This window comes from Herbaspirillum sp. 1173 (assembly GCF_031455335.1).
GTDB classification, from domain to species: domain Bacteria; phylum Pseudomonadota; class Gammaproteobacteria; order Burkholderiales; family Burkholderiaceae_D; genus Herbaspirillum; species Herbaspirillum huttiense.
Genome location: NZ_JAVDSP010000002.1, coordinates 327,915 through 351,934 on the forward strand (window position 1 = coordinate 327,915; position 24,020 = coordinate 351,934).

Here is a 24,020-nt window from a genome sequence, read left to right on the forward strand (position 1 = left end):
GAAGACGCGCCCCAAGCACGGAAGAAAAATAACGACTGCAGTCTGCATGGACCCGAAGCCCCGGAGCTGATCCGGACTTCGGGTTTTCTTTTTGCCGGGCCGCTCAGTGTGCGGCTTCAGCGTAGGTGGCAGCGGCCACCAGGCGGCGTGTGTATTCCTGCTGCGGCTGTTTGAGGACCTGTTCGGCCGGACCGCTCTCGACCACCTTGCCATCCTTCATCACGATCACCTGGTGCGCCATGGCCTGCACCACGGCCAGGTCGTGGGTGATGAACAGATAGGCCAGTCCATGCCGGCGCTGCAGGTCGGCCAGCAGTTGCAGCACCTGCTGCTGCACGGTCACGTCCAGGGCGGAAGTGGGCTCGTCCAGCAACAGCAGTTCCGGCTGCAGCACCAACGCACGGGCGATGGCGATGCGCTGGCGCTGGCCGCCGGAGAATTCATGCGGATAGCGTTCCAGCACCGCTGCCGTGAGGCCGACTTCTTCAAGGGCGGAGACGATGGCCTCGCGTTGCTGCTCCGGCGTCTTCCCGGGATGATGCAGGGCCAGCCCTTCGCCCACGATCTGCTCCACCGTACGGCGCGGCGAGAGCGAGGCGAAAGGATCCTGGAACACCACCTGCATGCGCGCGCGCAAGGGCCGCAATTCACGGCTGCTGCGCTCGGAAATCGGCGTCCCCTCAAAACGGATGCTGCCCGCTACGCTGGCCGCCGACAGCCGCAGCAAGGCCATGCCCAGCGTGGACTTGCCGGAGCCGGATTCACCAACAATGCCGATGGTCTCGCCGCGCCGCAATTGCAGGTCGATGCCATCGACCGCATGGAAGGCGCGCTTGGCGAACCAGCCCTGCTTGATGTGATAGGTGCAGCGCACTTTTTCCGCCTGCAGGACCACGGGCGCTTGTGCCGGCACGTCGGCCGCATTGCGCTGCGGACGGCTCTGCAGCAGCTTGCGGGTGTACGGCTGCTGCGGATTGGCGAAGAGCTCGGCAACGCTCGCGCTTTCGACCAGTTTGCCCTTTTCCATCACGCCGACGCGATCAGCGAAGTGGCGCACCAGGTTCAGGTCGTGCGAGATGATGAGCACGGCCATGTTCTCTTCGCGCTGCAACTGGTTCAGCAGCGCCAGGATCTGCACCTGGATGGTCACATCCAGGGCCGTGGTCGGTTCATCGGCGATGAGCAGCTTGGGCTTGCAGGCCAGGGCCATGGCGATCATGGCGCGCTGGCGCTGGCCACCCGAGAGTTCATGCGGATACGACAGCGCCCGGCGCGCGGGTTCCGGAATGCCGGTCTTTTCCAGCAGCGCGACGGCCCGCGTAGCGGCATCGCGCGCATTGAGGCCCTCATGCAGCATCAACACCTCGGCGATCTGGTTACCGATGGTGAAGAGCGGGTTCAGGGCCGTCATCGGTTCCTGGAAGATCATCGCCACGTCATTGCCGCGCACCTGCTGCATCTGGCGTTCGCTCTTCTTGAGCACGTCCTGACCGTCGAGCAGGATGCTGCCTTCGTAGCGGGCATCCTGATTGAGCTGCATCACCGCCAGCGAGGACACCGTCTTGCCCGAACCGGATTCCCCCACCAGTGCAAATTTTTCACCGGGTGCAATCGTGAAGCTCACGCGGTCCACCACCACGGTATCGCCGAAGCGCACCGTCAAGTCCTTCACTTCCAGCAGCGGGGCGCTCATGCCTTCCTCCGTACGTCCAGGGCGTTGCGCAGGCCGTTGCCGATATTGGTCAGCAGCAGCAGGGTCACGGTCAGCACCACGAAGGTGGCCACCGCGATCCACCAGGCATCCAGATTGTTCTTGCCCTGGGCCAGCAGCTCGCCCAGGCTCGGGGTCGAGGGCGGCACGCCCAGGCCCAGGAAGTCCAGGCTGGTCAGCGCCAGGATGGCCGCACTCATGCGGAACGGCAGGAAGGTCACCACCGTGGTCATGCTGTTGGGCAGCACGTGACGCCAGATGATGAGGCGATCGGGCAAACCCATGGCGCGCGCAGCCTGCACATACTCGAGATTGCGGTTGCGCAGGAAATCCGCGCGCACGTAGTCCGACAGGCTCATCCAGCCGAACAGGGACAGCAGCACCAGCAGCAGCCCCAAGCTGGGCTGGAAGATGGAGGAGAAGATGATGAGCAGGTACAGCTCCGGCATCGAGCCCCAGATTTCGAGCAGACGCTGGGTAATGAGGTCGGTACGACCAGCAAAGTAACCCTGCACCGCACCGGCAGCCACGCCCAGGATCACACCGATGAAGGTCAGCGCCATCCCGAACAGCACCGACACGCGGAAGCCGTAGAGCAGGCGCGCAAAGACGTCACGGCCACGGTCATCGGTGCCCAGCCAGTTTTCGGCGGAAGGCGCCGCCGGATTGGGTTCCTTGGCGAAGTAGTTCAGGGTGTTGTAGCCGTAGCGGTTGAGCGGATAGATGACCCAGTTGCCGTCCTTGCGGAATTGCTGCTCGATGAAGGGATCGAGATAGTCGGCGGGCGAGTCGAAGTCGCCGCCAAAATGCTTGTCTGAATAATCCTTCAGCATCGGAAACATCAGCTTGCCCTGATAGCTGGCCACAAGCGGCCTGTCGTTGGAGACCAGTTCAGCGCCCAGGCTCACGATGAAGAGAATGGAAAAAATCACCAGGCTCCAGTAGCCGGTCTTGTCCGCACGGAACCGCAGCCAGATGCGGCGGCTGGGCGAGATGGAACGGGTGGAGGGGGTGGCGGGGGTCGTCATGCTCATTTCGCCAGGCTTTCGAATTGGACGCGCGGGTCTGCCCACACGTAGCAAAGATCACCGACCAGCTTGACCACCAGGCCGATGAGGGTAAAGAGATACAGCGTGCCCATTACCACCGGATAGTCGCGCCGGATCGCCGATTCATAGGCCAGCAGGCCCATGCCGTCGAGCGAAAACAGCGTCTCGATGAGCAGGCTGCCGGCGAAGAAGGAAGCGATGAAAGCCGAGGGAAAACCGGTCACCAGCGGAATCAGGGCATTGCGGAAGACATGCTTGTACAGCACCTTGCGCTCGGAGAGTCCCTTGGCGCGCGCAGTCAGCACGTATTGCTTGCGGATCTCTTCAAGGAAGGTATTGCGGGTGAGCATGGTGATGACGGCAAAGGCACCGATCACCGAGGCGAAGACCGGCAAGGTGATGTGCCAAAGGTAATCGGTGATCTTGCCGGTGAAGGAGAGGCTGGCCCAGTTGTCCGAGGTGAGGCCGCGCAGCGGGAACCACTGCACGAAGCTGCCGCCGGCAAACAGCACCAGCAGGAACACGCCCAGCACGAATCCGGGAATGGAATAGCCGACCAGCACCAGCCCGGTGGTGGCGGTATCAAAACGGCTGCCTTCGCGCACCGCCTTGGCAATGCCCAGCGGCACCGAGATCAGGTAGCTCAGCAGGAAAGTCCACAGCCCGATGCTGATGGAGACCGGGAACTTGGATTTGACCAGGGTCCAGACATCGCCATGGTGATAGAAACTCTTGCCGAGGTCGAAGGTGAGGAAGCCCTTGAGCATGGTCCAGAAACGTTCCACCGGCGGCTTGTCGAAACCGTAGAGCTGCTTGATCTCGGCGATGCGCTGCTCGTCGATGCCCTGCCGTCCGCGATAGGCGGACGCACCACTGGCCGCCCCGCCACCGGAGGCTTCACCGCCACCGCCGCGCCCTTTCATCTCCAGCATCGCTTGTTCCACCGGGCCTCCCGGCACGAACTGGATGACCGCAAAGGTGATGGCCACCACGCCGAAGAGCGTGGGGATCATCAACAGCACCCGCTTCAAAATGTAGGACCAGATATTCATGCCTGCCACCATCCTCGTTCTTGTCCGGCGCGCGCGGCGCGGGTCTTGGTCTTTTCATTCATCTGTTGTCTCATCGCGCCTTCTCCTCCCACCAGGTGCCGATCACGTAGGGATCGGCCTGGTAATACAGCGGGGCCACTGCCGGAATGCCGAAGCGGTTCTGGTACGCGATGCGGTGCGTGGAGGAATACCAGTGCGGCACCACGATGTACTTGTGCAGCAGCACGCGGTCCAGGGCGCGGGCCGCAGCGGTGAGCTTGACCCGCGTATCGGCGGCCACCACCGTCTGCACCAGCTGGTCCACCACCGGATCCTTCAGGCCCCAGGCATTGTTGGAGCCCTTTTCGTCCGCCGCGCGCGAACCAAACATGTCGAACAGTTCGTTGCCGGGGCTGCTGGTATCGGGGAAGCGCACGCTGGTCATGTCGAAATCGAAGTCTTCCATGCGCTTGGCCACCAGCGCGTAGTCGGCACTGCGCTGGACCACGTCGATGCCCAGCGTGCGCAGGTTGCGCGCAAAGACGCTGATGACGCGCGACATCGAACTCTGGTCATCGAGGATCTCGAAGGACAGCGGCACGCCCTGGGCATTGCGCACAGCCCCGTCGCGATACACCCAACCGGCCTGGGCCAGCAGTTCGCGCGCCTGGCGCAGGTTGGCGCGCAAGGAAGATGGCGGATTGGTCGAGGGCGGAACCGGTGCCGGTCCGAAGACGGCCGGATCGACCTTCAGGCCCTTGGCCTGCAGCGACTTCAGCAAGGCCAGCTCATCGCCCTGCGGTTCACCGGTGGCCGCCAGCTGGCTGTTGTTGAAGAAGGAGTAGATGCGCGTGTACTGGCCGTAAAACAGCTGGCGGTTCATCCATTCATAATCCAGCGCCAGCCCGATGGCCTGGCGCACCCGCACGTCCTTGAACTGGTCGCGGCGCAGGTTCATCACGAAGCCCTGCATGCCGGCACCGTTGGAATGCTTGAATTCCTTCTTGACGATGCGGCCGTCGCGGAACTGCGGGCCGGTGTAGCTGCGTGCCCAGTTCTTGGCGCTGTACTCCACCACCACGTCGAACTCGCCAGCCTTGAAGGCTTCCAGCCGTGCCAGGTCATCCTTGTAGAAGCGGTAGACGATACGCTCGAAGTTGAACATGCCGCGCCGGGCCGGGACATCCTTGCCCCAGTAGTCCGGATTGCGCTTGTAGATGATGCTGCGGCCGGTGTCGTAGCTTTCGATCAGGTAGGGGCCGGTGCTGATGGGCGGCGTCAGCTGGATCTGGTCGAAGGGTGTGCCCTGGGCCCACTTCTTTGAGAAGACCGGCACGCTGGAGACGATCAGCGGCAACTCATGGTTGTTGCTGGCGAAATCGAAGCGCACCGTCGCGGCATCGACCACCACACAGCCCTTCACATCGGCAAAGACCGATTTGTATTGCGGCGCGCCCTTGGCGATCAGGGTATCGAAGGAATACTTCACATCCTCGGCGGTGACCTTGTCGCCATTGTTGAAGCGCGCCTTGGGATTGAGGTGGAAGGTCATCGACATGCGATCTGCAGCCAGCTTCATATCGTCGGCCAGGAGGCCATAGACGGTGGCGACCTCATCGCCCGAGGAAACGGCCAGGGTCTCGAACATCAGCTGGTCGACGTTGGCGGCGGCCACGCCCTTCATCGACATCGGATTGAACTTGTCGAAACTGGTGCGGCGGTCCGGATTGGCAAGGTAAAGCGTGCCGCGCCGGGGCGCATCCGGATTGACGTAGTCGAAATGGGTAAAGCCGGGCCCGTACTTGGGGGTGTCATACAGGGAAAAGGCGGGCTCGGCGGCGGCCGGGGTGCCATGGGCCAGGGCGGCGGCCAGCAGGCAGGAAAGGAAAATCTTGGCTGTCTTCAGGGGCGGGACCATGCGGTTGTCTGTCTGCACTCTCGTGGGCGGTGATGTCTCGGGGGCAAGCAAGTCCCGCGCCTGTGGGCTCTGGCCGACTGCCTGCAGCCTGCAGGACGGGATCGGGAAACGATTTCCGTGTCGGGGCATTGTAAAGAGAGCAGCGATTACAGGGAAGCAATTAAAGCAACTTAACAAATGCAGCCAGGCCCGCTACACCCTGCCCTGCCAGCGCTGCAAAGGTTGCCCCGCCTGCCGCTAGCCCCTACAATCCGGGTCTGTCCCATCCCGGCTGCCGCCCCGCGCGCTGCCGCTATTACTTACCGGCCGCGCCGCGCCTGCTTCTGCCAGCCAGAGGCGCACCGCACGCGGCGGACCCTACGGAGTCAACATGGCATTTCTGCAAGGCAAAAAAATCCTGATCACCGGCTTGCTGTCCAACCGTTCCATCGCCTACGGCATCGCCCAGGCGTGCAAGCGCGAAGGCGCTGAACTGGCCTTCACCTATGTCGGTGAACGCTTCAAGGACCGCATCACCAAGTTCGCCGAAGAATTCGACAGCAAGCTGGTCTTCGACTGCGACGTTGGCAGCGATGAGCAGATCAATGCCCTGTTCGCCGATCTCGGCAAGTCCTGGACCCAGCTCGACGGCCTGGTGCACGCCATCGGCTTTGCCCCCTCTGAAGCCATTGCCGGCGACTTCCTGGAAGGTTTCTCGCGCGAAGGCTTCAAGATCGCCCACGACATCTCCGCCTACAGCTTCCCGGCCATGGCCAAGGCGGCCATGCCGCTGCTGTCGTCCAACGCCGCCCTGCTGACCCTGACCTACCTGGGTTCGGAGCGCGTGGTACCCAACTACAACACCATGGGCCTGGCCAAGGCCTCGCTGGAAGCCTCGGTGCGCTACCTGGCTGAATCGCTGGGTCCCAAGGGCGTGCGCGTCAATGGCGTCTCCGCCGGCCCCATCAAGACCCTGGCCGCCAGCGGCATCAAGGGCTTCGGCAAGATCCTGGGTGCGGTGGCCGCGACCGCCCCGCTGCGCCGCAACGTCACCATCGAAGACGTGGGCAATGCCTCGGCCTTCCTGCTCTCCGACCTGGCCTCCGGCATCACCGGCGAAATCACTTACGTGGACGGTGGCTTCTCCCGCGTCGTGGGCGGAATGGCAGAGTAATTGCCGGATTAAGCAAGCGTCCCCCACAATAAAGAGACAGTTTCTCGAAATAGCCTCGTGCTAATTTCGATGTTTTAGGGTATGATTCGCCTTGTGCATTGCAATAACCAATGCACAGGCGAATCGGACGTGAAATCTGTCCTGCAGCGTTTCCAGCCGTATTTGCCCAAGCAGCTTCGCAAGCCTTACCTGTCATTACGACAAGTTCCCAGTAAAAGCCCCCCGCCCCTGGCATCCCTTGATGATGCCGTCCCGGCGCAAAGCTTTTGTGCCGAAATTTCTTTGTATTTTTCATAGTCATTTCGTCGGTTGGCGTTGCTTTTTTTCGTTCAGGCACTCGATGTCCGGCGCGCTTTCGTGCGCCCGTCTCGTGCCTGGCGTTCACTTTCACGAAAGAGATTATGACTTTTGAAGCACTCGGCCTGAACCCTTCGATCATCAAAGCCCTGACCGAAGCAGGCTATACCTCCCCGACCCCGGTCCAGGAAAAGGCCATCCCCGCCGCCATCAGCGGCCAGGATCTGCTGGTGTCCTCGCAGACCGGCTCGGGCAAGACCGCCGCTTTCATGCTGCCTTCGCTGCACCAGCTGGCAGACCTGCCGCAGGCACCGCAAGCAGCCCGTACCCCCAACCAGGAACGCCAGGCTACCCGTGCCCGTGGCGAGCGTCCGCGTTACCAGCCGGCCCAGCCGAAGATGCTGGTGCTGACCCCGACCCGCGAACTGGCCCTGCAAGTGACCACCGCCACTGACAAGTACGGTGCCTACATGCGCCGTGTGCGCGTGGTGTCCATCCTGGGCGGCATGCCTTATCCGAAGCAGATGCAACTGCTGTCGCGCAATCCGGAAATCCTGGTGGCGACCCCGGGCCGTCTGATCGACCACATGGAGTCGGGCAAGATCGACTTCTCGCAGCTGCAGATCCTGGTGCTGGACGAAGCCGACCGCATGCTGGACATGGGCTTCATCGACGACATCGAAAAGATCGTCGCCGCGACCCCGGCCACCCGCCAGACCATGCTGTTCTCGGCCACGCTGGACGGCGTCGTCGGCAACATGGCCAAGCGCATCACCAACAACCCGCTGACCATCCAGATCGCCAGCTCGTCGACCCGTCATGAAAACATCATGCAGCGCGTGCACTTCGTGGATGACCTGTCGCACAAGAACCGCCTGCTGGACCACCTGCTGCGCGACACCAGCATCGACCAGGCCGTGATCTTCACCGCCACCAAGCGTGACGCCGACACCATCGCCGATCGCCTGAACATCGCCGGTTTCGCGGCCGCCGCCCTGCATGGCGACATGCACCAGGGTGCCCGCAACCGTACCCTGAACAGCCTGCGCCGCGGCCAGGTGCGCATGCTGGTGGCTACCGACGTGGCAGCGCGCGGCATCGACGTGCCGGGCATCACCCACGTGTTCAACTACGACCTGCCCAAGTTCGCTGAAGACTACGTGCACCGTATCGGCCGTACCGGCCGTGCCGGCCGCAATGGCGTGGCGATCTCGCTGGTCAATCACGCCGAAGGCATGCAGGTCAAGCGTATCGAGCGCTTCACCAAGCAGACCATTCCGGTGGATGTGGTCGAAGGTTTCGAGCCGAAGAAGTCGGCTGCACCGCGCAGCCCGCGCAAGCCGGGCGGCTGGCGTCCGGGTGATGGCCGCAGCAACAGCGGCCCGCGCTTCGGCGCTGGCAACCGCGAAGGCGGCGGTCATCGCGAAGGCGGTTTCGGTGGCAACCGTGAAGGCGGCCATCGCGAAGGCGGCTTCGGCGGCAATCGTGAAGGTGGCTTCGGTGGCAACCGCGAAGGCCGCAGCTTCGGCGGCGCCAAGCCGGCCGGCAACGGCCCGCGTCGCGAAGGCGGCGGCGGCGGTGGCTACAAGGGCAATGGCGGCGGCTTCCGCGCCGACGGCCCGCGTCGCTCCTACGGCGATCGCTGATCGCTGCAAGCTGTCCTGATGTTGAAAAGCCGCTTCCAAGGAAGCGGCTTTTTCTTTGGTGCTACAGAATGCGCTCGTTCAACTTGCGCACTGCCCACCCTGCCCCGTCTGCAGAGCTCGAACATTATCGGCAATCGCCTGCACCGCCTGCCCCACCGCCTTCTGCGTGGCGGCGACAACGTCGGCATTGGCACCGCCGCCGACACGTTCCACCACGGTCAGGCGGCAGGCTGCGCCGCGGCGGTCATCCGAGCGCGTGATGGTCCATCCGAAACTGGCCTGGACCTGGCCGTTGCGGGCTGCGTCGAAATCACGCAGTTCCACGTTGATGCGATAGCTGGCCTGGTCCGCCGGTCGCCCCCCACGCGAGACGTCAATGGCCCCCAGCTTTGCCGCCACGCCCGCAGACAGCGCATCGCGTAATTCATTGTTGAAGGGCGAAGACCAGCGGTCCTGCTCCAGCACCTCCACCCGCGTGGCATCGCTGCGCACCACCAGTTGCGGCCGCGCCAGGCGCTCCGGCACCGACACCGGCATCACTTCGATGAAGGTCTGCGGTCCCTGGCTGGCCGTGCGCGCGACGGCACCGTCGGCCGGTACAGCCAGCGTGTAGAACTGCGTCGGCGGCGAGCTGCCGCAGGCAGCCAGCAGTGCTGCGGCCAGGGCGGCGGCCGTCAGGGTCTTGAGGGAGAACGAAGTCTTGTCTTGCATCATGGCTCCTGTTTGCCCCGGATCAGCGATTCCGGATGCTGTTGCAGGTAATCGGTGAGGATACGGATCGAGGCCGCAGCCTTGCTCAGTTCCTGCATGGTCTGGCGAATATCCGACTGCAGCGGTGCGTCATCCGACAGCGTACGCTCGGCCGCATTCAAGGTCTTGCGCGCATCCTTCATCGCCGCCTGCATCTCCGGTGCGATGTCGTTGTTGATGCGGGCCGCCGTCTGCTCGGCCGTGGTCAAGGTCTTGTTCAAGGTCTTGAGGGTGGTCTGCAGATCGCGGCCGATCTCGTCGAACGGGACCTTGGAGAGCTTGCCGGCAATGTCGGAGAGCTGCTGCTGCAATTCATCCAGGCTGCCCGGGATGGTCGGCAGTTCCAGCGGGACCCTGTCCGGATCGATCTGCGCCGGCTTGGCCTTGGGGAAGAAATCGATCGCCACGTACAGCTGGCCCGTGAGCAGGTTGCCGTTGCGCAGCTGGGCACGCATGCCGCGCTTGACCAGCATGCGCAACAACTGCGCGTTGGAACGGCGCTGCTCGCCGGTCTCTTCGTGGAAGCGACGGCCCAAACGATCCGGATAGATCTGCACCAGCACCGGCATGCGGAATTCACCACGCGTCTTGTCGTACTCCACCCCGATGCTCTTGACCTCACCCAGTACCACGCCGCGGAAGTCCACGGTAGCACCCGGTTGCAGGCCGCGCAGCGACTGGTCGAAATACAGCAGCGCGGTCTGTGGTACGCCGTCCGGTTCCTTCATGGCGGTGCTTTCGTCTTCTACCAACGGATACTCGCTGCCCTCCTTCGCCGGGGGGCTCACGCGCTCTTCATCGCGGTCGCGGAAGGCAATGCCGCCCAGCACCACCGTCGACAGCGCCTGCGTATGCAGCTTGAAGCCGCTGGCATTGAGCTCCATGTCGAAGCCGCTGGCATGCCAGAAGCGCGAAGCCTGGGTGACGAACTTGTCGTACGGCGCGTTGACGAAGATGCGCAGCGTCACGCCACGGCCATCACTGTCGAGGTCATACGCCACCACCTGCCCGACCTTGATGCGGCGATAGAAGATGGGAGAACCGATATCGAGCGAACCGAGGTCATCGGTATGCAGCACGAACTGGCGGCCCGAGGCATCGCGCGTGACGATGGGGGGCTGTTCCAGGCCCACGAAGTTCTTCTTGGTTTCTTCGGAAGCACCGGCATCCGCGCCGATGTAGGCCCCGGAAAGCAAGGTGCCCAACCCCGAAATACCGGAGGCGGCGATGCGCGGACGGACCACCCAGAAACGCGTGTCCTCGGCATTGAAACCGGAAGCATCCTGATTCAGCTGGATACCGACCAGCACGTGCGAACGGTCGGCGGCCAGCTTCAGGCTCTGCACCTGGCCAATTTCGACATCCTTGTATTTCACCTTGGTCTTGCCGGCTTCCAGTCCTTCTGCAGAACGGAAACTGACGGTCACCATCGGGCCGCGTTCGACCAGGATCTTGGCGACCAGGGTCAGCCCGACGATGGCGGCGACGATGGGAATGAGCCACACCAGCGAGGGCAACCAGTTGCGCTGGCGTGCGCGGCGCGGTTGCAGCAGCGCCGGTTTGTCATCGGAATGGTCGGGTGGAGTCATGCGGTTTCCTGTGGCTTGTTGGCGTTGTCATGGGGAGAAGCAGGTTCGGGGAGAGGCTCACTTGAGACGTCCGCAGCCGGATCGGTCGGGCGTTCATCCCAGATCAGGCGCGGATCGAAGGCCAGCGAGGCCAGCATGGTCAGCACCACCACCGCACCGAAGGCGGCGATGCCAATGCCGGCGTGAATGTTGGCGAAGCCGTGGATCTTGACCAGTCCGGTCAGCACCGAGACGACGAAGACGTCCAGCATGGACCAGCGTCCGATGGCCTCGACCACCCGATACAGTTTGGCGCGCTGGAGACGGCGCCAGCGGCTGCGGCGGCGCGCCGAGAAGACCAGGATGCCCAGCGCCACCAGCTTGAACAGCGGTACCAGGAAGCTGGCCACGAACACCACCAGTGCCAGGCCCCATTCGCCGGAAGTCCAGAAATAGATGACGCCGGAAAGGATGGTGTCGCGCTGCTCATCGAAGAGGGTACTAGTGACCATCACCGGCATCATGTTGGCCGGGATGTACATGATGCAGGCGGCAATCAGGAGCGCCCAGGTGCGGGTGAGGCTGTCGATCTTGCGCACGTGCAGCGGTGCATGGCACACGCCGCAGGCTTGATGGGGCTGCGCGCCTTCCCATACGGTGCAGCAGTGATGGCAGCCGATCACGCCGAGGGACGCGGCATCCTGCACGGGCAGGTCTTCGTCCGGCTCCTGGGTGAGGTCGGGCACGTGCGGTGCAGCCTGGCGGGTGAAGACACTCATGCGCCAGCCTCCTTGTCGCCATATTGCTCGGCTTGCTGCTGTTCCCATACGTGCCACAGATAGCGTGGATTGAAGGACACCACCACTGTCAGCAGCACCGTCAATCCACCGAAGGACCACAGCGCCAGACCGGGAATCACCTCGGCCATGTTGGAGAGTTTGATCAGCGCCACCAGCACGCCCAGCATGAAGACTTCAATCATGCCCCAGGGCCGGGCTGCCTGCATCAGGCGCAGCAGCAGCACGAAGCCCGGCGGACGCGTATCACGCGCTCCCGGCAGCAACAGGTAGAGCAGCACACCGAGCTGGATCAGCGGGAACAGCAAGGTCGTCGCCAGCACCAGCAGCGCCACTTCCGACATGCCATCGCGGGTCAGTGCCACTACCGCACCGATCAGCGTCGTCTGGCTGGACAAGCCCTGCAGTTCGATGGTGACGATGGGAAAGGTATTGGCGATCACGAACAGGATCAGCGCACCGATGGTCAGCGGCAGCAGATGCTGCAGGCGGCGGCCGGTATCGCGCTCCAGCTCAGCACCGCAGCGCAGGCAGCGGGCGATTTCGCGCTCACCCAGCGCCATGCGCTGGTAGACGGCGTCGCATTCTTCGCAAACGATGAGGTCGGTGCGTTTTTGCATGGATGATGACGGTTCCTGGCGATGCGCTCCCGGGTGGCGGAGGCCTCGCCCTACTGTTGTTCGTTGTTCGTGGCAGACACGGGCGCCGGTACCAGCGCGACATGCGTCGTGCCTTATATGGAAAAAGGACTACTGCAGTGCTTGTTTTTGAGCATTTTCACCCGGCGGCGTTCCATCCTCACAAGGAATTGATGCAGCAGCAATAAAAATAACTGACCCGTTGGTTATTAACAAGACGATTCTAGCAACGAAATTATTGGAGCGCGCTCTTCTTTTACGCTTGTAAAAAAAGATTGCCCTTGACAGACGCGGGGCCAATCTTCTACATTGCACGGATGACTTCCGCAGCAATCACCTCCATCCGCCACAACAGCGCCAGCGCCCTGCTAGCGTTGCTATCGGTGTCGCTACTACTAGCCTCGCGCTAAAATTCGTAGTTCCTGCCGTTTCCGCTGACTCCACGCGATCTGGCAACCTCAAAAAATCCAGCAGTACTCGCAGTACAACCAGGCAGTGACGCGCCATCCGTGATGAAGCCGACGTCGCTGCCCACCAGGCGAAGCATATGCATTCGATGATCCGCACAATCCGCAACCAGCGCACGCAGCCCTTGCAGGCCGGCCGTGCGCTGCGGGAGATGCCGCCTCTGGCTCTATGAAGGGTTGCCTGGCCACGCGCTCGTGGCAGCCAGGCAACCCGATCCGCCACATCTGACGCACTGAAGCATTCCAGTACTTGAACTGAAGCATTCCACGCCATCCGGAAACCAAGAGGTCCATCATGATGTTAAGCAACCCCGCCGCCAAATACCGTCCCTTCCCTGCCATCGACCTGCCTGATCGCACCTGGCCCAGCAAGGTCATCGACACGCCGCCGATCTGGATGAGCACCGACCTGCGCGATGGCAACCAGGCCCTGATCGAACCGATGAACGCCGAGCGCAAGCTGCGCTTCTTCGAACTGCTGTTGAAGACCGGCCTGAAGGAAATCGAAGTCGGCTTCCCCTCTGCCTCGCAAACCGATTTCGACTTCGTGCGCAAGCTCATCGTCGAGAACCGCATTCCCGATGACGTCACCATCATCGTGCTGACCCAATCGCGCGAAGAACTGATCCGCCGCACCGTCGAATCGCTGGAAGGTGCCAAGAAGGCCATCGTCCACCTGTACAACTCGGTGGCCCCGGCCTTCCGCAAGATCGTCTTCAACATGTCGCGCGAGGAGATCAAGAACATCGCCGTCACCGGCACCCGCCTGGTCAAGGAACTGACCGATGCGCGTCCGGGTACCGAATGGCGTTTCGAATACTCGCCGGAATCCTTCAGCACCACCGAACTGGATTTCTCCAAGGACATCTGCGATGCCGTCTGCGAAACCTGGGGTGCCACTCCAGAGCGCAAGGTCATCCTGAACCTGCCCTCCACCGTCGAGTGCGCCACCCCCAACGTCTACGCCGACCAGATCGAATGGATGTGCCGCAACCTGAAGCATCGCGCCAGCGCCATCATCTCGGTGCACCCGCACAATGACCGCGGCACCGCCGTCGCCTCGGCCGAGCTGGCCGTGATGGCCGGCGCTGATCGCGTCGAAGGCTGCCTGTTCGGCAACGGCGAGCGCACCGGCAACGTCGACCTGGTTACGCTGGCACTGAACCTGTACACCCAGGGCGTGAACCCGGGCCTGGACTTCTCCGACATCGACGTGGTGCGCCAGGTGGTGGAAGAGTGCAACCAGATCCCGGTGCACCCGCGCCATCCGTATGTCGGCGACCTGGTCTTCACGGCCTTCTCCGGCTCGCACCAGGATGCGATCAAGAAGGGCTTCGCCAAGCAGCAGCCGGACGCCATCTGGGAAGTGCCCTACCTGCCGATCGATCCGGCCGACCTGGGCCGCAGCTACGATGCCGTCATCCGCGTCAACAGCCAGTCCGGCAAGGGCGGCATGGCCTACCTGCTGGAACAGGAATATGGCCTGGCCCTGCCGCGCCGCCTGCAGATCGAATTCTCGCGCGCCATCCAGCGCGAGGCCGATGCCACCGGCAAGGAAATCGCCGCCTCCGACATCCACGCCATCTTCCAGCGCGAATACCTGGAGCGCGTCGAACCCTACGTCTATCGCGCGCACCGCATGTCGGAAGACACCGCCAAGGCCGAGTCCATCAACATCGAAGTCGACATCGTGCGCAATGGCCAGCCGGTCACCGTGCGCGGTAGCGGCAACGGTCCTATTGACGCCTTCGTGCATGCGCTGGGCCTGGACATCAAGCTGATGGACTTCCATGAACACGCCATCGGTGCCGGTGCCGACGCCAAGGCCGCCAGCTACATCGAGCTGCGCCTGAACGAAGCGCCAACCGGTTTTGGTGTCGGCATCGATGCCAACATCGTGACCGCCTCCTTCAAGGCCGTGCTGTCTGCCGTGAACCGTCAGATCGCCATCAGCGAGAGCGCCAACCAGGCTGGCTCCGCACAGGCCAAGGCTGCCTGAAACGGAATCCGGCCGGCGATCCCGGCCATTTCCTGAACGCAACGCCGCCCTACCGGGCGGCGTTGTTGCGTTAACGGCGTGTCACTTTGCATCAAGCTCTGCCGTTGATCTTGTCCATCTGCCACTGTGGTCCGGCTGCCACGTTGACGCCCGGAAACCCGCGCCAGCCGCGGCTTTCCTTGATTCCAGACAACTCTGCAGAAATTACTTGAGTCAAACGTTCTGATTGCGCGTAACTGGCTTAATATAGGTTTCTGGTTGTCACACCAGTCAAAGACACACGCCACGGTGACATCTCTACCATGCAAGTCGCATCCACATTTTTCGGGGGGAAAATCATGCGCTTCAACAATCTCAACATTTCCACGCGTCTGACCATCGGCTTTTCGGCCCTGATCCTCGTGATCGCTGCCATCGTCACGCTGAGCATGGCCCGGCTGGGCGACATCAACGAGTCGCTGGAACTGGTAGTCAATGACCGCTACAAGAAGATCAACATCGTCAATGCCATATCCGGCAAGGTGGACGATGTCGCCATCTCGCTGCGCAACCAGTTGTTCATGACCGATCCGGCCCAGATTGAGAATGAGCGGAAGACCATCGAAACGCTCTCTGCAGAGAACACCAGGCTCTACGATGAACTGGGCCGCCTGATCATCAATCCCGAAGCCCGCGCCAAGTTCGACAAGGTGACCGAAACCCGCAAGAGCTACTCGGCCCTGCGCAAAGAGATCGACCGGCTCGCCACCACTGGTGAGAAGGATGCCGCCATCAAGCTGATGCTGGAAAAGATGGTGCCGCTGCAAAAGACCTATTTCGCCCAGCTCGATGACCTCTCCGACATGCAGCAGAAGCTGATGGACAAGTCCGTCGCCGATGCCGAGGCCACCTACATCACCACGCGCAACATCATGGTGGTGTCCGGTGTGCTCGCGGCGATGTTCGCCGCTTTCATCGCCTGGACCATCTCGCGCAGCATCACCCGTCCGCTGAGCCGCGCGGTGGAAGTAGCCGAGACCGTGGCAGCAGGCGATCTCACTGCGGTCATCGATGCACATTCGACCGATGAAACCGGACGCCTGCTGCAGGCGCTGGCCGCCATGAACCAGAAGCTCAAGGCCATCGTGCTGGAGGTGCGGCGCGGTACCGACTCCATGGTGACCGCATCGACCCAGATCGCCACCGGCAACCTGGACCTCTCTTCGCGCACCGAGGAGCAGGCCAGCGCGCTGGAAGAAACCGCCTCCTCGCTGGAACAGCTGACTTCCAGCGTCAAGCAGAATGCCGACCACACCCGCAAGTCCAGCGAGCTGGCCGGCAATGCCACGCAAGTGGCCAATCAGGGCGGCCAGGCCGTCAAGCAGGTGGTGCAGACCATGGGGGCCATCAATGACTCCTCGCGCAAGATCGTGGACATCATCTCGGTGATCGACGGCATCGCCTTCCAGACCAACATCCTGGCCCTGAATGCCGCGGTGGAAGCGGCGCGCGCCGGTGAGCAGGGCCGCGGCTTCGCCGTGGTGGCCTCGGAAGTGCGCGGACTGGCGCAACGCTCGGCCACTGCCGCGAAGGAGATCAAGGAACTCATCAATGATTCCGTCGGACAAGTGACGGCCGGTACCGAACTGGTGGCGCAGGCGGGCAGCACCATGGATGAGGTGGTGCAGAGCATTGAGCAGGTCAGCCACATCGTCGGCGAGATTTCCGCTGCCACGCGTGAGCAGAGCGATGGCATCGAGCAGGTCAACCAGGCCATCATGCAGATGGACAACACCACCCAGCAGAACGCCGCGCTGGTGGAAGAAGCCGCCGCTGCGGCCCAGGCCTTGCAGGATCAGGCGCAGCGGCTGCTGGAACTGGTGAGCGTATTCCGTCTGGATGAGCGGGGCGCTGCGCCCGCACCGGTCATGCAAGCCGCACCGCTGCGCAGCGCGGCACCTGCACCGGCCACGGCCCTGCCAGGCAAGCCCGCACCCGTCAAACCGCAGGCAGTGCGCGCCCCTGCCGCTGCGCCAGCACCACGTGCACTACCCGCCAGCAGCAAGGAAGAGAAATCGGAAGAGTGGGAAACCTTCTGAGACTTCAAGCGTATTTCAGCAATATTGCGCGTAGCACGGACCAGGGCCGCACGGCCCTGAAACATATTGAGGCGAAAAAAACCGATCAGCCTTGGCGGGCCAGCCGTATGCCGCTGACCTGCCAGCGTGCGGTCGCCGGGAAAAAGTTGCGATAGGTCAGCCGCGCATGGTTCAGTGGTGTGGCCGAGGATGAGCCACGCAGCACGTACTGGTTGACCATGAATTTGCCATTGTATTCACCCACCGCACCCGGTGCAGCGCTGAAGCCGGGGTAAGGCGCATAGCTGCTGCTGGTCCACTGCCAGGCCACGCCAAAAAATTCACGTCCGCTTCCTTGCAGGCGTGCGGCGGCATGTTCCCATTCGGCTTCGGTCAGCAAGCGCGCACCAGCCCAGCGGGCATAGGCATCGGCCTCGTAATACGAGAGATGCACGGCAGCCGCATGCGGCTGCAGAGGCTGCGCGCCATACTCGGTGAACTCGCGCCACTGCCCATCAGCGCCACGGCGCCAATACAGGGGATGCGACAGCCCCTCCTGCCTCTTCCATTCCCAGCCTTCAGACAGCCACAGCCCCGCGTCCTCGTAGCCACCGGCCTCGACGAAGGCCAGGTATTCGGCGTTGTTCACCAGCCGCGACGCACACTGGTAAGCCTCGACGAACTGGCGATGGCGCGGGGTCTCGTTGTCGAAGCAAAAGCCGCTGCCGGCATGGCCGATCTCCACCACACCGGCTTCGATGCGATGCCACTGCAGCTCCAGCGCGGCCGGATCATCCAGTTGCAGGTTCATCGGCAGCGGCTGGTACGCAGGCTGCAGCGGGTTCATCGACAGCAGGATCTTGATGTCGGTGAGCATCAGCTCCTGGTGCTGCTGCTCATGCTGCATGCCCAGTTCCAGCAAGGAGAGGAAACCCGCCAGTTGCGGATGGGCCTCCCCCGCTTCGGCCGGGTCGGCCTCCAGCGCATCGATCAGCAGCAGCATGCGTGCGTCCACCTGCTCGCGGTAGGCCAGTATGTCGTCCAGTGAGGGCCGCGTGAGCAGGCCGCGCTGCGGCCGCGGGAATTTCTCGCCGACGCCTTCGTAATACGAATTGAAGAGCACGCGGAACTGCGGATGGAAAGGCGTGAAGCCTCTCTGGAAACGCTCCAGCAGGAAGGTCTCGAAGAACCAGGTGGTATGCGCCAGATGCCACTTGATGGGGCTGGCATCGGGCATGGCCTGCACGCAGCAATCCTCGGCCGAGAGCGGCTCGGCGATCAGCAGCGACTGCCGGCGCAGACGCCGGTAGCGATCGCCCAGCCGTTCGCGCGGGCGATGGTTGACCTGCTGGACGGCGGCGTCGATGACCGCATCGATGGTGGCGGCAGTGGCCGCTGCGACCACCGCCATGGGTTGCTCGGCCAGCTCGTCGTCGTGCGTGGTGGCGCGATCATGGGTAATGACGGAAGGCATCCGGTCTCCTGCAAGAATCATTGAATCAACATCGGCAAGCGTCCCAAACCTTCCTCAACGCGCCTGCGCATGGCACACCGCGAACCAGCGCCGCTCATCGAACCACATGCGGCAATTGCCGAATCCGGCCTTTTCCAGCAGGCCGAGGATGTCCTGCTCGGTGAACTTGTGGCTGTATTCGGTATGGATGCGCTCGCCCTGGTGGAAGGTGCGACGCCCGCCCGGCCAGCGCACGATGAGATCGCGCCGTGCTTCCAGATGCATTTCGATGCGCTGCTGGCGCGCGTTGTAGAAGGCCACGTGGCGCCAGTCGCGCGGGGCGAAGTCGGTCCCGGCCAGGGCGTTGACGTGGTTGAGCACGTTGAGGTTGAACGCTGCCGTCACGCCGATGGCATCGTCGTAGGCCGCTTCCAGGACACGCGCATCCTTCACCAGATCCAGTCCGATCAGGATGCCGCCCTCACCCGGTCCAACCGGCAGGGCTGCACGCACGCGACGCAGGAAATCCAGCGCCTGGGCCGGATCGAAATTGCCCAGCGAGGAGCCGGGATAGAAGAACAGCCGGCGCTGCGCATCCACCGTCTCCGGCAGCGCCAGCGTGGCCGAGAAATCCATCGCCAGCGGCAGCATGGGCAGCTGCGGGAAGCGCTTCTGCAAACCCGCCACCGACTGATGCAGGAAATCGGTAGAAATATCCACGGGCACATACTGGCGCGGCCGCAACGCGTCGAACAGCGAAGCGGCCTTGACGCAGTTGCCTGCGCCCAGGTCGATCAGCGTACAGGACTGGCCGACGGCGGCAGCGATGGCTTCCTGATGCGCGGCGAAAATGGCCGCCTCGGTACGGGTAGGGTAATACTCGGGCAAGGCACAGATGGCCTCGAAGAGCTTGCTGCCCAGCGGATCGTAGAAATACTTGGGCGAGATGACCGCCTCGCGGGCGGCGAGCCCGGCCAGCAGTTCGGCGTGCGGTGCGCGTGCTTCAGGCGCGGCCTCCCATGGGGAGGGGATCAGTGCGGGTTGGGCCAAGCGACTCTCCTTGCCGGTGTGGGGTTGGGATGATGCTGATGCCTGCTGCTGCGCTGCTCCGGTCGGGCCGACCACGCCCGAATCCGGATACTCTAGCAGGGTGATGCAGGCAAGCAATGGCTGACGAACAACATTGCGATACGCTTGCGGTCGCGCGATCCATGCGCGGACTGTCTATACTTATGCCTCTTCCGAGTAAGCCAGCCTCCGTTGGTTCAACGCGGCAACAAGATTTTTCCGGCGGTGGCCAGTGTCTCTGACCGTGCGGCAACATGCACGGACCGTTGGCCTGGCGGCCTCAACAGCTCATCCATTTCCATGTCCTCCACGACTCCTCTCCGCACCGACTCACCTGCCCCTGACGTGCCGCCCGGCCCCGACTCCCCCACTGCCCGCAAATCCGCCCTGGCAGCCTTGCGCGGACTGGCTCCCTTCCTCGCCCCCTACAAGAAGCAATTTCTGCTGGCCGGCCTGGCGCTGCTGGTGGCGGCCGGTGCCACGCTGGCCGTGCCGTATGCCTTCAAGCAGATGATCGACCTCGGCTTCGGGGCCGCCGGCAGCAAGAGTGCCACGCACATCAACCTGTATTTCGTGGCCCTGTTCGGCGTGGCCTGCGTGCTGGGGGTGGCGACTGCGGCGCGCTTCTACATGGTGTCCTGGCTGGGTGAACGCGTGACGGCCGACCTGCGCAGCGCGGTCTATGCCCACGTGGTGACGCAGAGTCCCGAATTCTTCGAAACCACCAAGACCGGCGAAGTGCTCTCGCGCCTGACCACCGACACCACGCTCATCCAGACCCTGGTCGGCACCAGCATTTCGATGGCCCTGCGCAATGCCCTGCTGTTCCTGGGCGGCATGAGCATGCTCTTCATCACCAGTGCCAAGCTGACCTCCATCATCATCGTCATGCTGGCCGCCGTGGTGCTGCCCATCGTGTTCTATGGCCGCCGCGTACGCAAGCTCTCGCGCGCCTCGCAGGACCGCGTGGCCGACGCCGCCGCCATGGCCGGCGAAATCCTCAACGCCATGCCGACCGTGCAGGCCTTCACCCATGAAGAAATCGAAGCGCGCCGCTTCGGCGACTCGGTCGAGCGCGCCTTCCAGACCGCGATGGACCGTATCCGCGCCCGTTCGCTGCTGACCGTGGTGGCGATCCTGCTGGTGTTCGGTGCCATCGTCTTCGTGCTGTGGCTGGGCGCGCATGCGGTCATGCAAGGCAACATGAGCGGCGGCGAGCTGGGCCAGTTCATCCTTTACGCATCCCTCGTGGCGGGTTCGCTGGGGGCGCTGTCGGAAGTGATGGGCGATACCCAGCGCGCTGCAGGTGCCACCGAACGCCTGCTCGACCTGCTGGCGGCGCAGTCGCCGGTGCAGTCCGTGCTGCTGCCGGAGAAATTGCCGCCGCGCACCGCCAATGGCGCCGCGCTGCAGATCGAGGCCGTGGACTTCCACTATCCCTCGCGCCCCGGCAGCGCATCGCTGTCGGGCTTCTCGCTGGACGTGCGTGCAGGAGAAACGGTCGCCGTGGTCGGCCCTTCGGGGGCCGGCAAGACCACGCTGTTCCAGCTGCTGCTGCGCTTCTACGATCCACAGCAGGGCAGCATCCGGCTCGATGGCGTGGACATCCGCTACCTGACCCTGCAGGACCTGCGCAATGCGATCGGCATCGTGCCACAGGACACCGTGATCTTCTCGGCCAATGCGATGGAAAACATCCGCTTCGGCCGCCCCGGTGCCAGCGATGCGGAAGTGATTGCCGCCGCCCAGATGGCGGCAGCCCATGAGTTCATCGAACGCCTGCCGGACGGCTACCAGTGCTTCCTCGGTGAACGCGGCGTGCGTCTGTCCGGCGGCCAGCGCCAGCGCATCGCAATTGCCCGCGCCCTGCTGAAGAACCCGCCGCTGCTGTTGCTGGATGAAGCCACCAGCGCGCTGGATGCCGAATCCGAACGCCTAGTGCAAAGCGCCCTGGAAGCCGCCATGGTCGGTCGTACCACCCTGGTCATCGCGCACCGCCTGGCCACCGTGCAGCGGGCCGACCGCATCATCGTGCTGGAACACGGGCGCGTCGTCGAGACCGGCACTCATGCCGAACTGGTGGCCCGCGATGGGCTTTACGCCAGCCTGGCGGCATTGCAGTTCGAGACGCAATAAGACAATACGCGGGGGGGGCGCCGACGCACTTTTTGGAAATCCCCTAGACTGCGCATCTCGGCATCGTCCCGATGCCACGACATGACAGAAGTTCTTGCATGAGCAGTCAATTGTTTTCGCCGCTGACCCTGCGCGGCGTCACCTTGCCCAACCGCATCGCGGTTTCGCCGATGTGCCAGTACTCGGCCGAGGATGGCTTCGCCAACGACTGGCACCTGGTGCATCTGGGCAGCCGCGCCGTGGGCGGGGCCGGCCTGGTCATCATGGAGGCCACCGCGGTCGTGCCGGAAGGCCGCATCACCAGCGCCGACCTCGGCATCTGGAAGGATGAGCACATCGCGCCCCTGCGCCGTATTACCCGTTTCATCGAACAGCAGGGTGCCGTCCCCGGCATCCAGCTGGCTCATGCGGGGCGCAAAGCCAGCGCCCTGCGCCCCTGGGATGGCCCGGCCGGCAGCGTGCCGGTGGCCGAGGGTGGCTGGCTGCCACAGGCACCCTCAGCCCTGCCCTTCGACACGACCTATACCGAGCCGCACGCCTTGACGGTGGCCGAGATCGCCTCGCTGGTGCAGGCCTTTGCCGACGCCGCCCGTCGCGCGCTGGCTGCCGGTTTCAAGGTGATCGAACTGCACGGTGCGCACGGCTACCTGGGTCACCAGTTCCTCTCGCCGTTGAGCAACAAGCGGACCGACCAATATGGCGGCAGCTTCGAGAACCGTATCCGCTTCCTGCTGGAAACGGTGCAAGCCACCCGCGCCGTCTGGCCGGCCGAGCTGCCACTGCTGGTGCGCCTGTCGGCCACCGACTGGACCGAAGGCGGCTGGAATGCCGATGACACGGTCGCGCTCTCGACCCGCCTGCGTGACATGGGTGTCGATCTGGTCGATGTTTCCACGGGCGGCAACCTGCCCTCGGCGGCCATTCCCGTCGGGCCCGGCTACCAGACCGGCTTTGCCGCGCGTGTGAAAAACGAAACGGGGATCGCCACCGGCACGGTCGGCATGATTACCGAAGCGATCCAGGCCGAGCACGTGCTGCGCACCGGCCAGGCCGACCTGGTGCTGCTGGCGCGCGAACTGCTGCGTGATCCCTACTGGCCGCTGCATGCCGCGCAGCAATTGCGCGAAGACGTGGCGTGGCCGCCGCAATACGTGCGGGCCGCGTCCAGCAAGACGCCGTTGCGGCCGGATGTGCAATATGGCGGCAAGCAGGACTGAGCCGCTCCAGCCCGCATCCAAAAAAAATGCCGGTCAGCTCTGCGCTGACCGGCATTTTTCATTGCCTTGACGTCGGTGGAGCAATCAGCCCGGACGGCGTTTGTGGCGGAAGTACTCGATGATGCCCGGCAGGATCGACAAGATCACGATGGCCACGATCAACAGGCTCAGGTTCTTCTTCACGATGGGCAGGTTGCCGAAGAAGTAGCCGGCATAGCCGAAGCTGGCCACCCAGGCGATGCCGCCGATGACGTTGTAGAGGAAGAAGCGCGAATAGGTCATCGCGCCCACACCCGCCACGAAGGGCGCGAAGGTACGCACGATGGGTGCGAAGCGGGCAATGATGATGGCCTTGCCGCCGTGCTTCTCGAAGAAGGCATGGGTCTTCTCCAGGTATTCCTTCTTGAAGATGCGCGAGTTCGGCTTGTCGAACACCTTGATCCCCAGCATCTTGCCGATCTGGTAGTTGGTGCTGTCGCCCAGGATGGCGGCCACGATCAGGGTCAGCAGCATCAGGTGGATGTCATAAGCCCCGGTAGCAGCCAGTGCACCGGTGACGAACAGCAGTGAATCACCCGGCAGGATGGGCGTGACCACCAGGCCGGTTTCGCAGAAGATGATCAGGAACAGGATCAGGAACAGCCAGGGTCCATAGGAAACGGCCAGTTCGGCCAGGTGACGGTCGATGTGGACGATGAAATCGACCAGGAACAGAAGGATATCCATAAGCCTGTGTGAAAGAGGGGAAGTGGCGAAAAGTGGGCATTGTACCAACAGCCTGCCACGCTCCCGTGAATTTTGATGCAGCGCGGCAGCGACGCCCTGCCCGCCTGCCTTCCACGGCGATTGATGAAAGTTTTTCTCCGCCCGCGCAATCTGTTCATCCTGCCCGCGCCCCACCCTCCTCGCCGCTGCGCCCCAGCCCGCTTCCCATGCGCTCCGGCGGCGAAATCGGCCGATTTGATCGGCAGCCGCTGGTCAGGATGCTGTCGTTGACGCTCCGGTCCGGCTCTACTACAGTCGTCCGCACCCGACCGCCCCCCACGACAAGATCAGCCAGCGCTG

The 24,020-nt window shown here is 63.4% G+C and carries 17 protein-coding genes; 6 read left to right on the plus strand and 11 right to left on the minus strand.

Going from position 1 to position 24,020, the window contains the following annotated elements:
- Positions 1-103 precede the first annotated feature (103 nt).
- From J2X56_RS09535 to J2X56_RS09550, 4 genes are all read right to left on the minus strand, one after another.
- Positions 104-1,693: an ABC transporter ATP-binding protein gene (locus J2X56_RS09535; RefSeq protein ID WP_204725834.1), complete on the minus strand. Its 1,590-nt coding sequence runs from the start codon at positions 1,691-1,693 to the stop codon at positions 104-106.
- Positions 1,690-2,745, minus strand: coding sequence for an ABC transporter permease (locus J2X56_RS09540; RefSeq protein ID WP_310159825.1), 1,056 nt, complete (start codon positions 2,743-2,745; stop codon positions 1,690-1,692). Before J2X56_RS09540 ends, J2X56_RS09535 begins: the two co-directional genes overlap by 4 nt.
- Positions 2,742-3,812, minus strand: a complete 1,071-nt coding sequence (locus tag J2X56_RS09545; protein WP_039784499.1) for a microcin C ABC transporter permease YejB — start codon at positions 3,810-3,812, stop codon at positions 2,742-2,744. Before J2X56_RS09545 ends, J2X56_RS09540 begins: the two co-directional genes overlap by 4 nt.
- A gap of 70 nt (positions 3,813-3,882) precedes the next feature.
- Entirely contained in the window at positions 3,883-5,709 is a 1,827-nt protein-coding gene (locus tag J2X56_RS09550; RefSeq protein ID WP_310159827.1) for an extracellular solute-binding protein, read from the minus strand.
- Positions 5,710-6,079: 370 nt separating this feature from the next.
- On the opposite strand from J2X56_RS09550, the gene fabI reads away from it, so the two are divergent.
- Positions 6,080-6,862: an enoyl-ACP reductase FabI gene (fabI, locus tag J2X56_RS09555; protein ID WP_121045282.1), complete on the plus strand. Its 783-nt coding sequence runs from the start codon at positions 6,080-6,082 to the stop codon at positions 6,860-6,862.
- Between the two features lie 401 nt (positions 6,863-7,263).
- A complete protein-coding gene (locus tag J2X56_RS09560; RefSeq protein WP_121045284.1) occupies positions 7,264-8,805 on the plus strand; it encodes a DEAD/DEAH box helicase in 1,542 nt (513 codons plus the stop codon).
- Between the two features lie 78 nt (positions 8,806-8,883).
- Here the strand turns inward: J2X56_RS09560 and J2X56_RS09565 are convergent, their stop codons facing one another.
- Genes J2X56_RS09565 through J2X56_RS09580 form a run of 4 tightly spaced genes read right to left on the minus strand, consistent with a single transcriptional unit; the run spans position 8,884 to position 12,540 of the window.
- Positions 8,884-9,519: a membrane integrity-associated transporter subunit PqiC gene (locus J2X56_RS09565; protein WP_121045286.1), complete on the minus strand. Its 636-nt coding sequence runs from the start codon at positions 9,517-9,519 to the stop codon at positions 8,884-8,886.
- A complete protein-coding gene (locus J2X56_RS09570) occupies positions 9,516-11,144 on the minus strand; it encodes an intermembrane transport protein PqiB (protein WP_121045288.1) in 1,629 nt (542 codons plus the stop codon). Before J2X56_RS09570 ends, J2X56_RS09565 begins: the two co-directional genes overlap by 4 nt.
- On the minus strand, positions 11,141-11,902 hold the full coding sequence (locus J2X56_RS09575; RefSeq protein ID WP_310159831.1) for a paraquat-inducible protein A: 762 nt from the start codon (positions 11,900-11,902) through the stop codon (positions 11,141-11,143). Before J2X56_RS09575 ends, J2X56_RS09570 begins: the two co-directional genes overlap by 4 nt.
- Positions 11,899-12,540: a paraquat-inducible protein A gene (locus tag J2X56_RS09580; protein ID WP_310159833.1), complete on the minus strand. Its 642-nt coding sequence runs from the start codon at positions 12,538-12,540 to the stop codon at positions 11,899-11,901. Before J2X56_RS09580 ends, J2X56_RS09575 begins: the two co-directional genes overlap by 4 nt.
- 780 nt (positions 12,541-13,320) lie before the next feature.
- On the opposite strand from J2X56_RS09580, the gene leuA reads away from it, so the two are divergent.
- Both leuA and J2X56_RS09590 read left to right on the plus strand, forming a co-directional pair.
- Positions 13,321-15,024 (plus strand): 2-isopropylmalate synthase, encoded by a 1,704-nt coding sequence (gene leuA / locus J2X56_RS09585; protein ID WP_121045291.1) that lies wholly within the window; start codon positions 13,321-13,323, stop codon positions 15,022-15,024.
- A 338-nt stretch (positions 15,025-15,362) separates the two neighbouring features.
- Positions 15,363-17,102 (plus strand): methyl-accepting chemotaxis protein, encoded by a 1,740-nt coding sequence (locus J2X56_RS09590; protein ID WP_121045293.1) that lies wholly within the window; start codon positions 15,363-15,365, stop codon positions 17,100-17,102.
- A gap of 85 nt (positions 17,103-17,187) precedes the next feature.
- Here the strand turns inward: J2X56_RS09590 and egtB are convergent, their stop codons facing one another.
- Complete coding sequence (egtB, locus tag J2X56_RS09595) at positions 17,188-18,555, minus strand: ergothioneine biosynthesis protein EgtB (RefSeq protein ID WP_121045295.1); 1,368 nt, start codon at positions 18,553-18,555, stop codon at positions 17,188-17,190.
- Positions 18,556-18,609: 54 nt separating this feature from the next.
- Positions 18,610-19,584 (minus strand): L-histidine N(alpha)-methyltransferase, encoded by a 975-nt coding sequence (egtD, locus tag J2X56_RS09600; RefSeq protein ID WP_310159837.1) that lies wholly within the window; start codon positions 19,582-19,584, stop codon positions 18,610-18,612.
- Positions 19,585-19,902: 318 nt separating this feature from the next.
- Here egtD and J2X56_RS09605 point away from each other — a divergent pair, with 318 nt between their 5' ends.
- Together J2X56_RS09605 and J2X56_RS09610 are read left to right on the plus strand one after the other, a co-directional pair.
- A complete protein-coding gene (locus J2X56_RS09605) occupies positions 19,903-21,738 on the plus strand; it encodes an ABC transporter transmembrane domain-containing protein (RefSeq protein WP_310159839.1) in 1,836 nt (611 codons plus the stop codon).
- A gap of 98 nt (positions 21,739-21,836) precedes the next feature.
- Positions 21,837-22,955: an NADH:flavin oxidoreductase/NADH oxidase gene (locus J2X56_RS09610; protein WP_121045301.1), complete on the plus strand. Its 1,119-nt coding sequence runs from the start codon at positions 21,837-21,839 to the stop codon at positions 22,953-22,955.
- Between the two features lie 84 nt (positions 22,956-23,039).
- On the opposite strand, the gene J2X56_RS09615 is transcribed toward J2X56_RS09610, so the two are convergent.
- Positions 23,040-23,681, minus strand: coding sequence for a DedA family protein (locus J2X56_RS09615; protein ID WP_034330216.1), 642 nt, complete (start codon positions 23,679-23,681; stop codon positions 23,040-23,042).
- Positions 23,682-24,020 lie beyond the last annotated feature (339 nt).

Excerpts from the sequence above, each read along its gene's own strand:
- J2X56_RS09535 (WP_204725834.1), bottom strand. The coding sequence starts at position 1,693 with ATGAGCGCCCCGCTGCTGGAAGTGAAGGACTTGACGGTGCGCTTCGGC.
- J2X56_RS09540 (WP_310159825.1), bottom strand. The coding sequence starts at position 2,745 with ATGAGCATGACGACCCCCGCCACCCCCTCCACCCGTTCCATCTCGCCC.
- J2X56_RS09545 (WP_039784499.1), bottom strand. The coding sequence starts at position 3,812 with ATGAATATCTGGTCCTACATTTTGAAGCGGGTGCTGTTGATGATCCCC.
- J2X56_RS09550 (WP_310159827.1), bottom strand. The coding sequence starts at position 5,709 with ATGGTCCCGCCCCTGAAGACAGCCAAGATTTTCCTTTCCTGCCTGCTG.
- fabI (WP_121045282.1), top strand. The coding sequence starts at position 6,080 with ATGGCATTTCTGCAAGGCAAAAAAATCCTGATCACCGGCTTGCTGTCC.
- J2X56_RS09560 (WP_121045284.1), top strand. The coding sequence starts at position 7,264 with ATGACTTTTGAAGCACTCGGCCTGAACCCTTCGATCATCAAAGCCCTG.
- J2X56_RS09565 (WP_121045286.1), bottom strand. The coding sequence starts at position 9,519 with ATGATGCAAGACAAGACTTCGTTCTCCCTCAAGACCCTGACGGCCGCC.
- J2X56_RS09570 (WP_121045288.1), bottom strand. The coding sequence starts at position 11,144 with ATGACTCCACCCGACCATTCCGATGACAAACCGGCGCTGCTGCAACCG.
- J2X56_RS09575 (WP_310159831.1), bottom strand. The coding sequence starts at position 11,902 with ATGAGTGTCTTCACCCGCCAGGCTGCACCGCACGTGCCCGACCTCACC.
- J2X56_RS09580 (WP_310159833.1), bottom strand. The coding sequence starts at position 12,540 with ATGCAAAAACGCACCGACCTCATCGTTTGCGAAGAATGCGACGCCGTC.
- leuA (WP_121045291.1), top strand. The coding sequence starts at position 13,321 with ATGATGTTAAGCAACCCCGCCGCCAAATACCGTCCCTTCCCTGCCATC.
- J2X56_RS09590 (WP_121045293.1), top strand. The coding sequence starts at position 15,363 with ATGCGCTTCAACAATCTCAACATTTCCACGCGTCTGACCATCGGCTTT.
- egtB (WP_121045295.1), bottom strand. The coding sequence starts at position 18,555 with ATGCCTTCCGTCATTACCCATGATCGCGCCACCACGCACGACGACGAG.
- J2X56_RS09605 (WP_310159839.1), top strand. The coding sequence starts at position 19,903 with ATGTCCTCCACGACTCCTCTCCGCACCGACTCACCTGCCCCTGACGTG.
- J2X56_RS09610 (WP_121045301.1), top strand. The coding sequence starts at position 21,837 with ATGAGCAGTCAATTGTTTTCGCCGCTGACCCTGCGCGGCGTCACCTTG.
- J2X56_RS09615 (WP_034330216.1), bottom strand. The coding sequence starts at position 23,681 with ATGGATATCCTTCTGTTCCTGGTCGATTTCATCGTCCACATCGACCGT.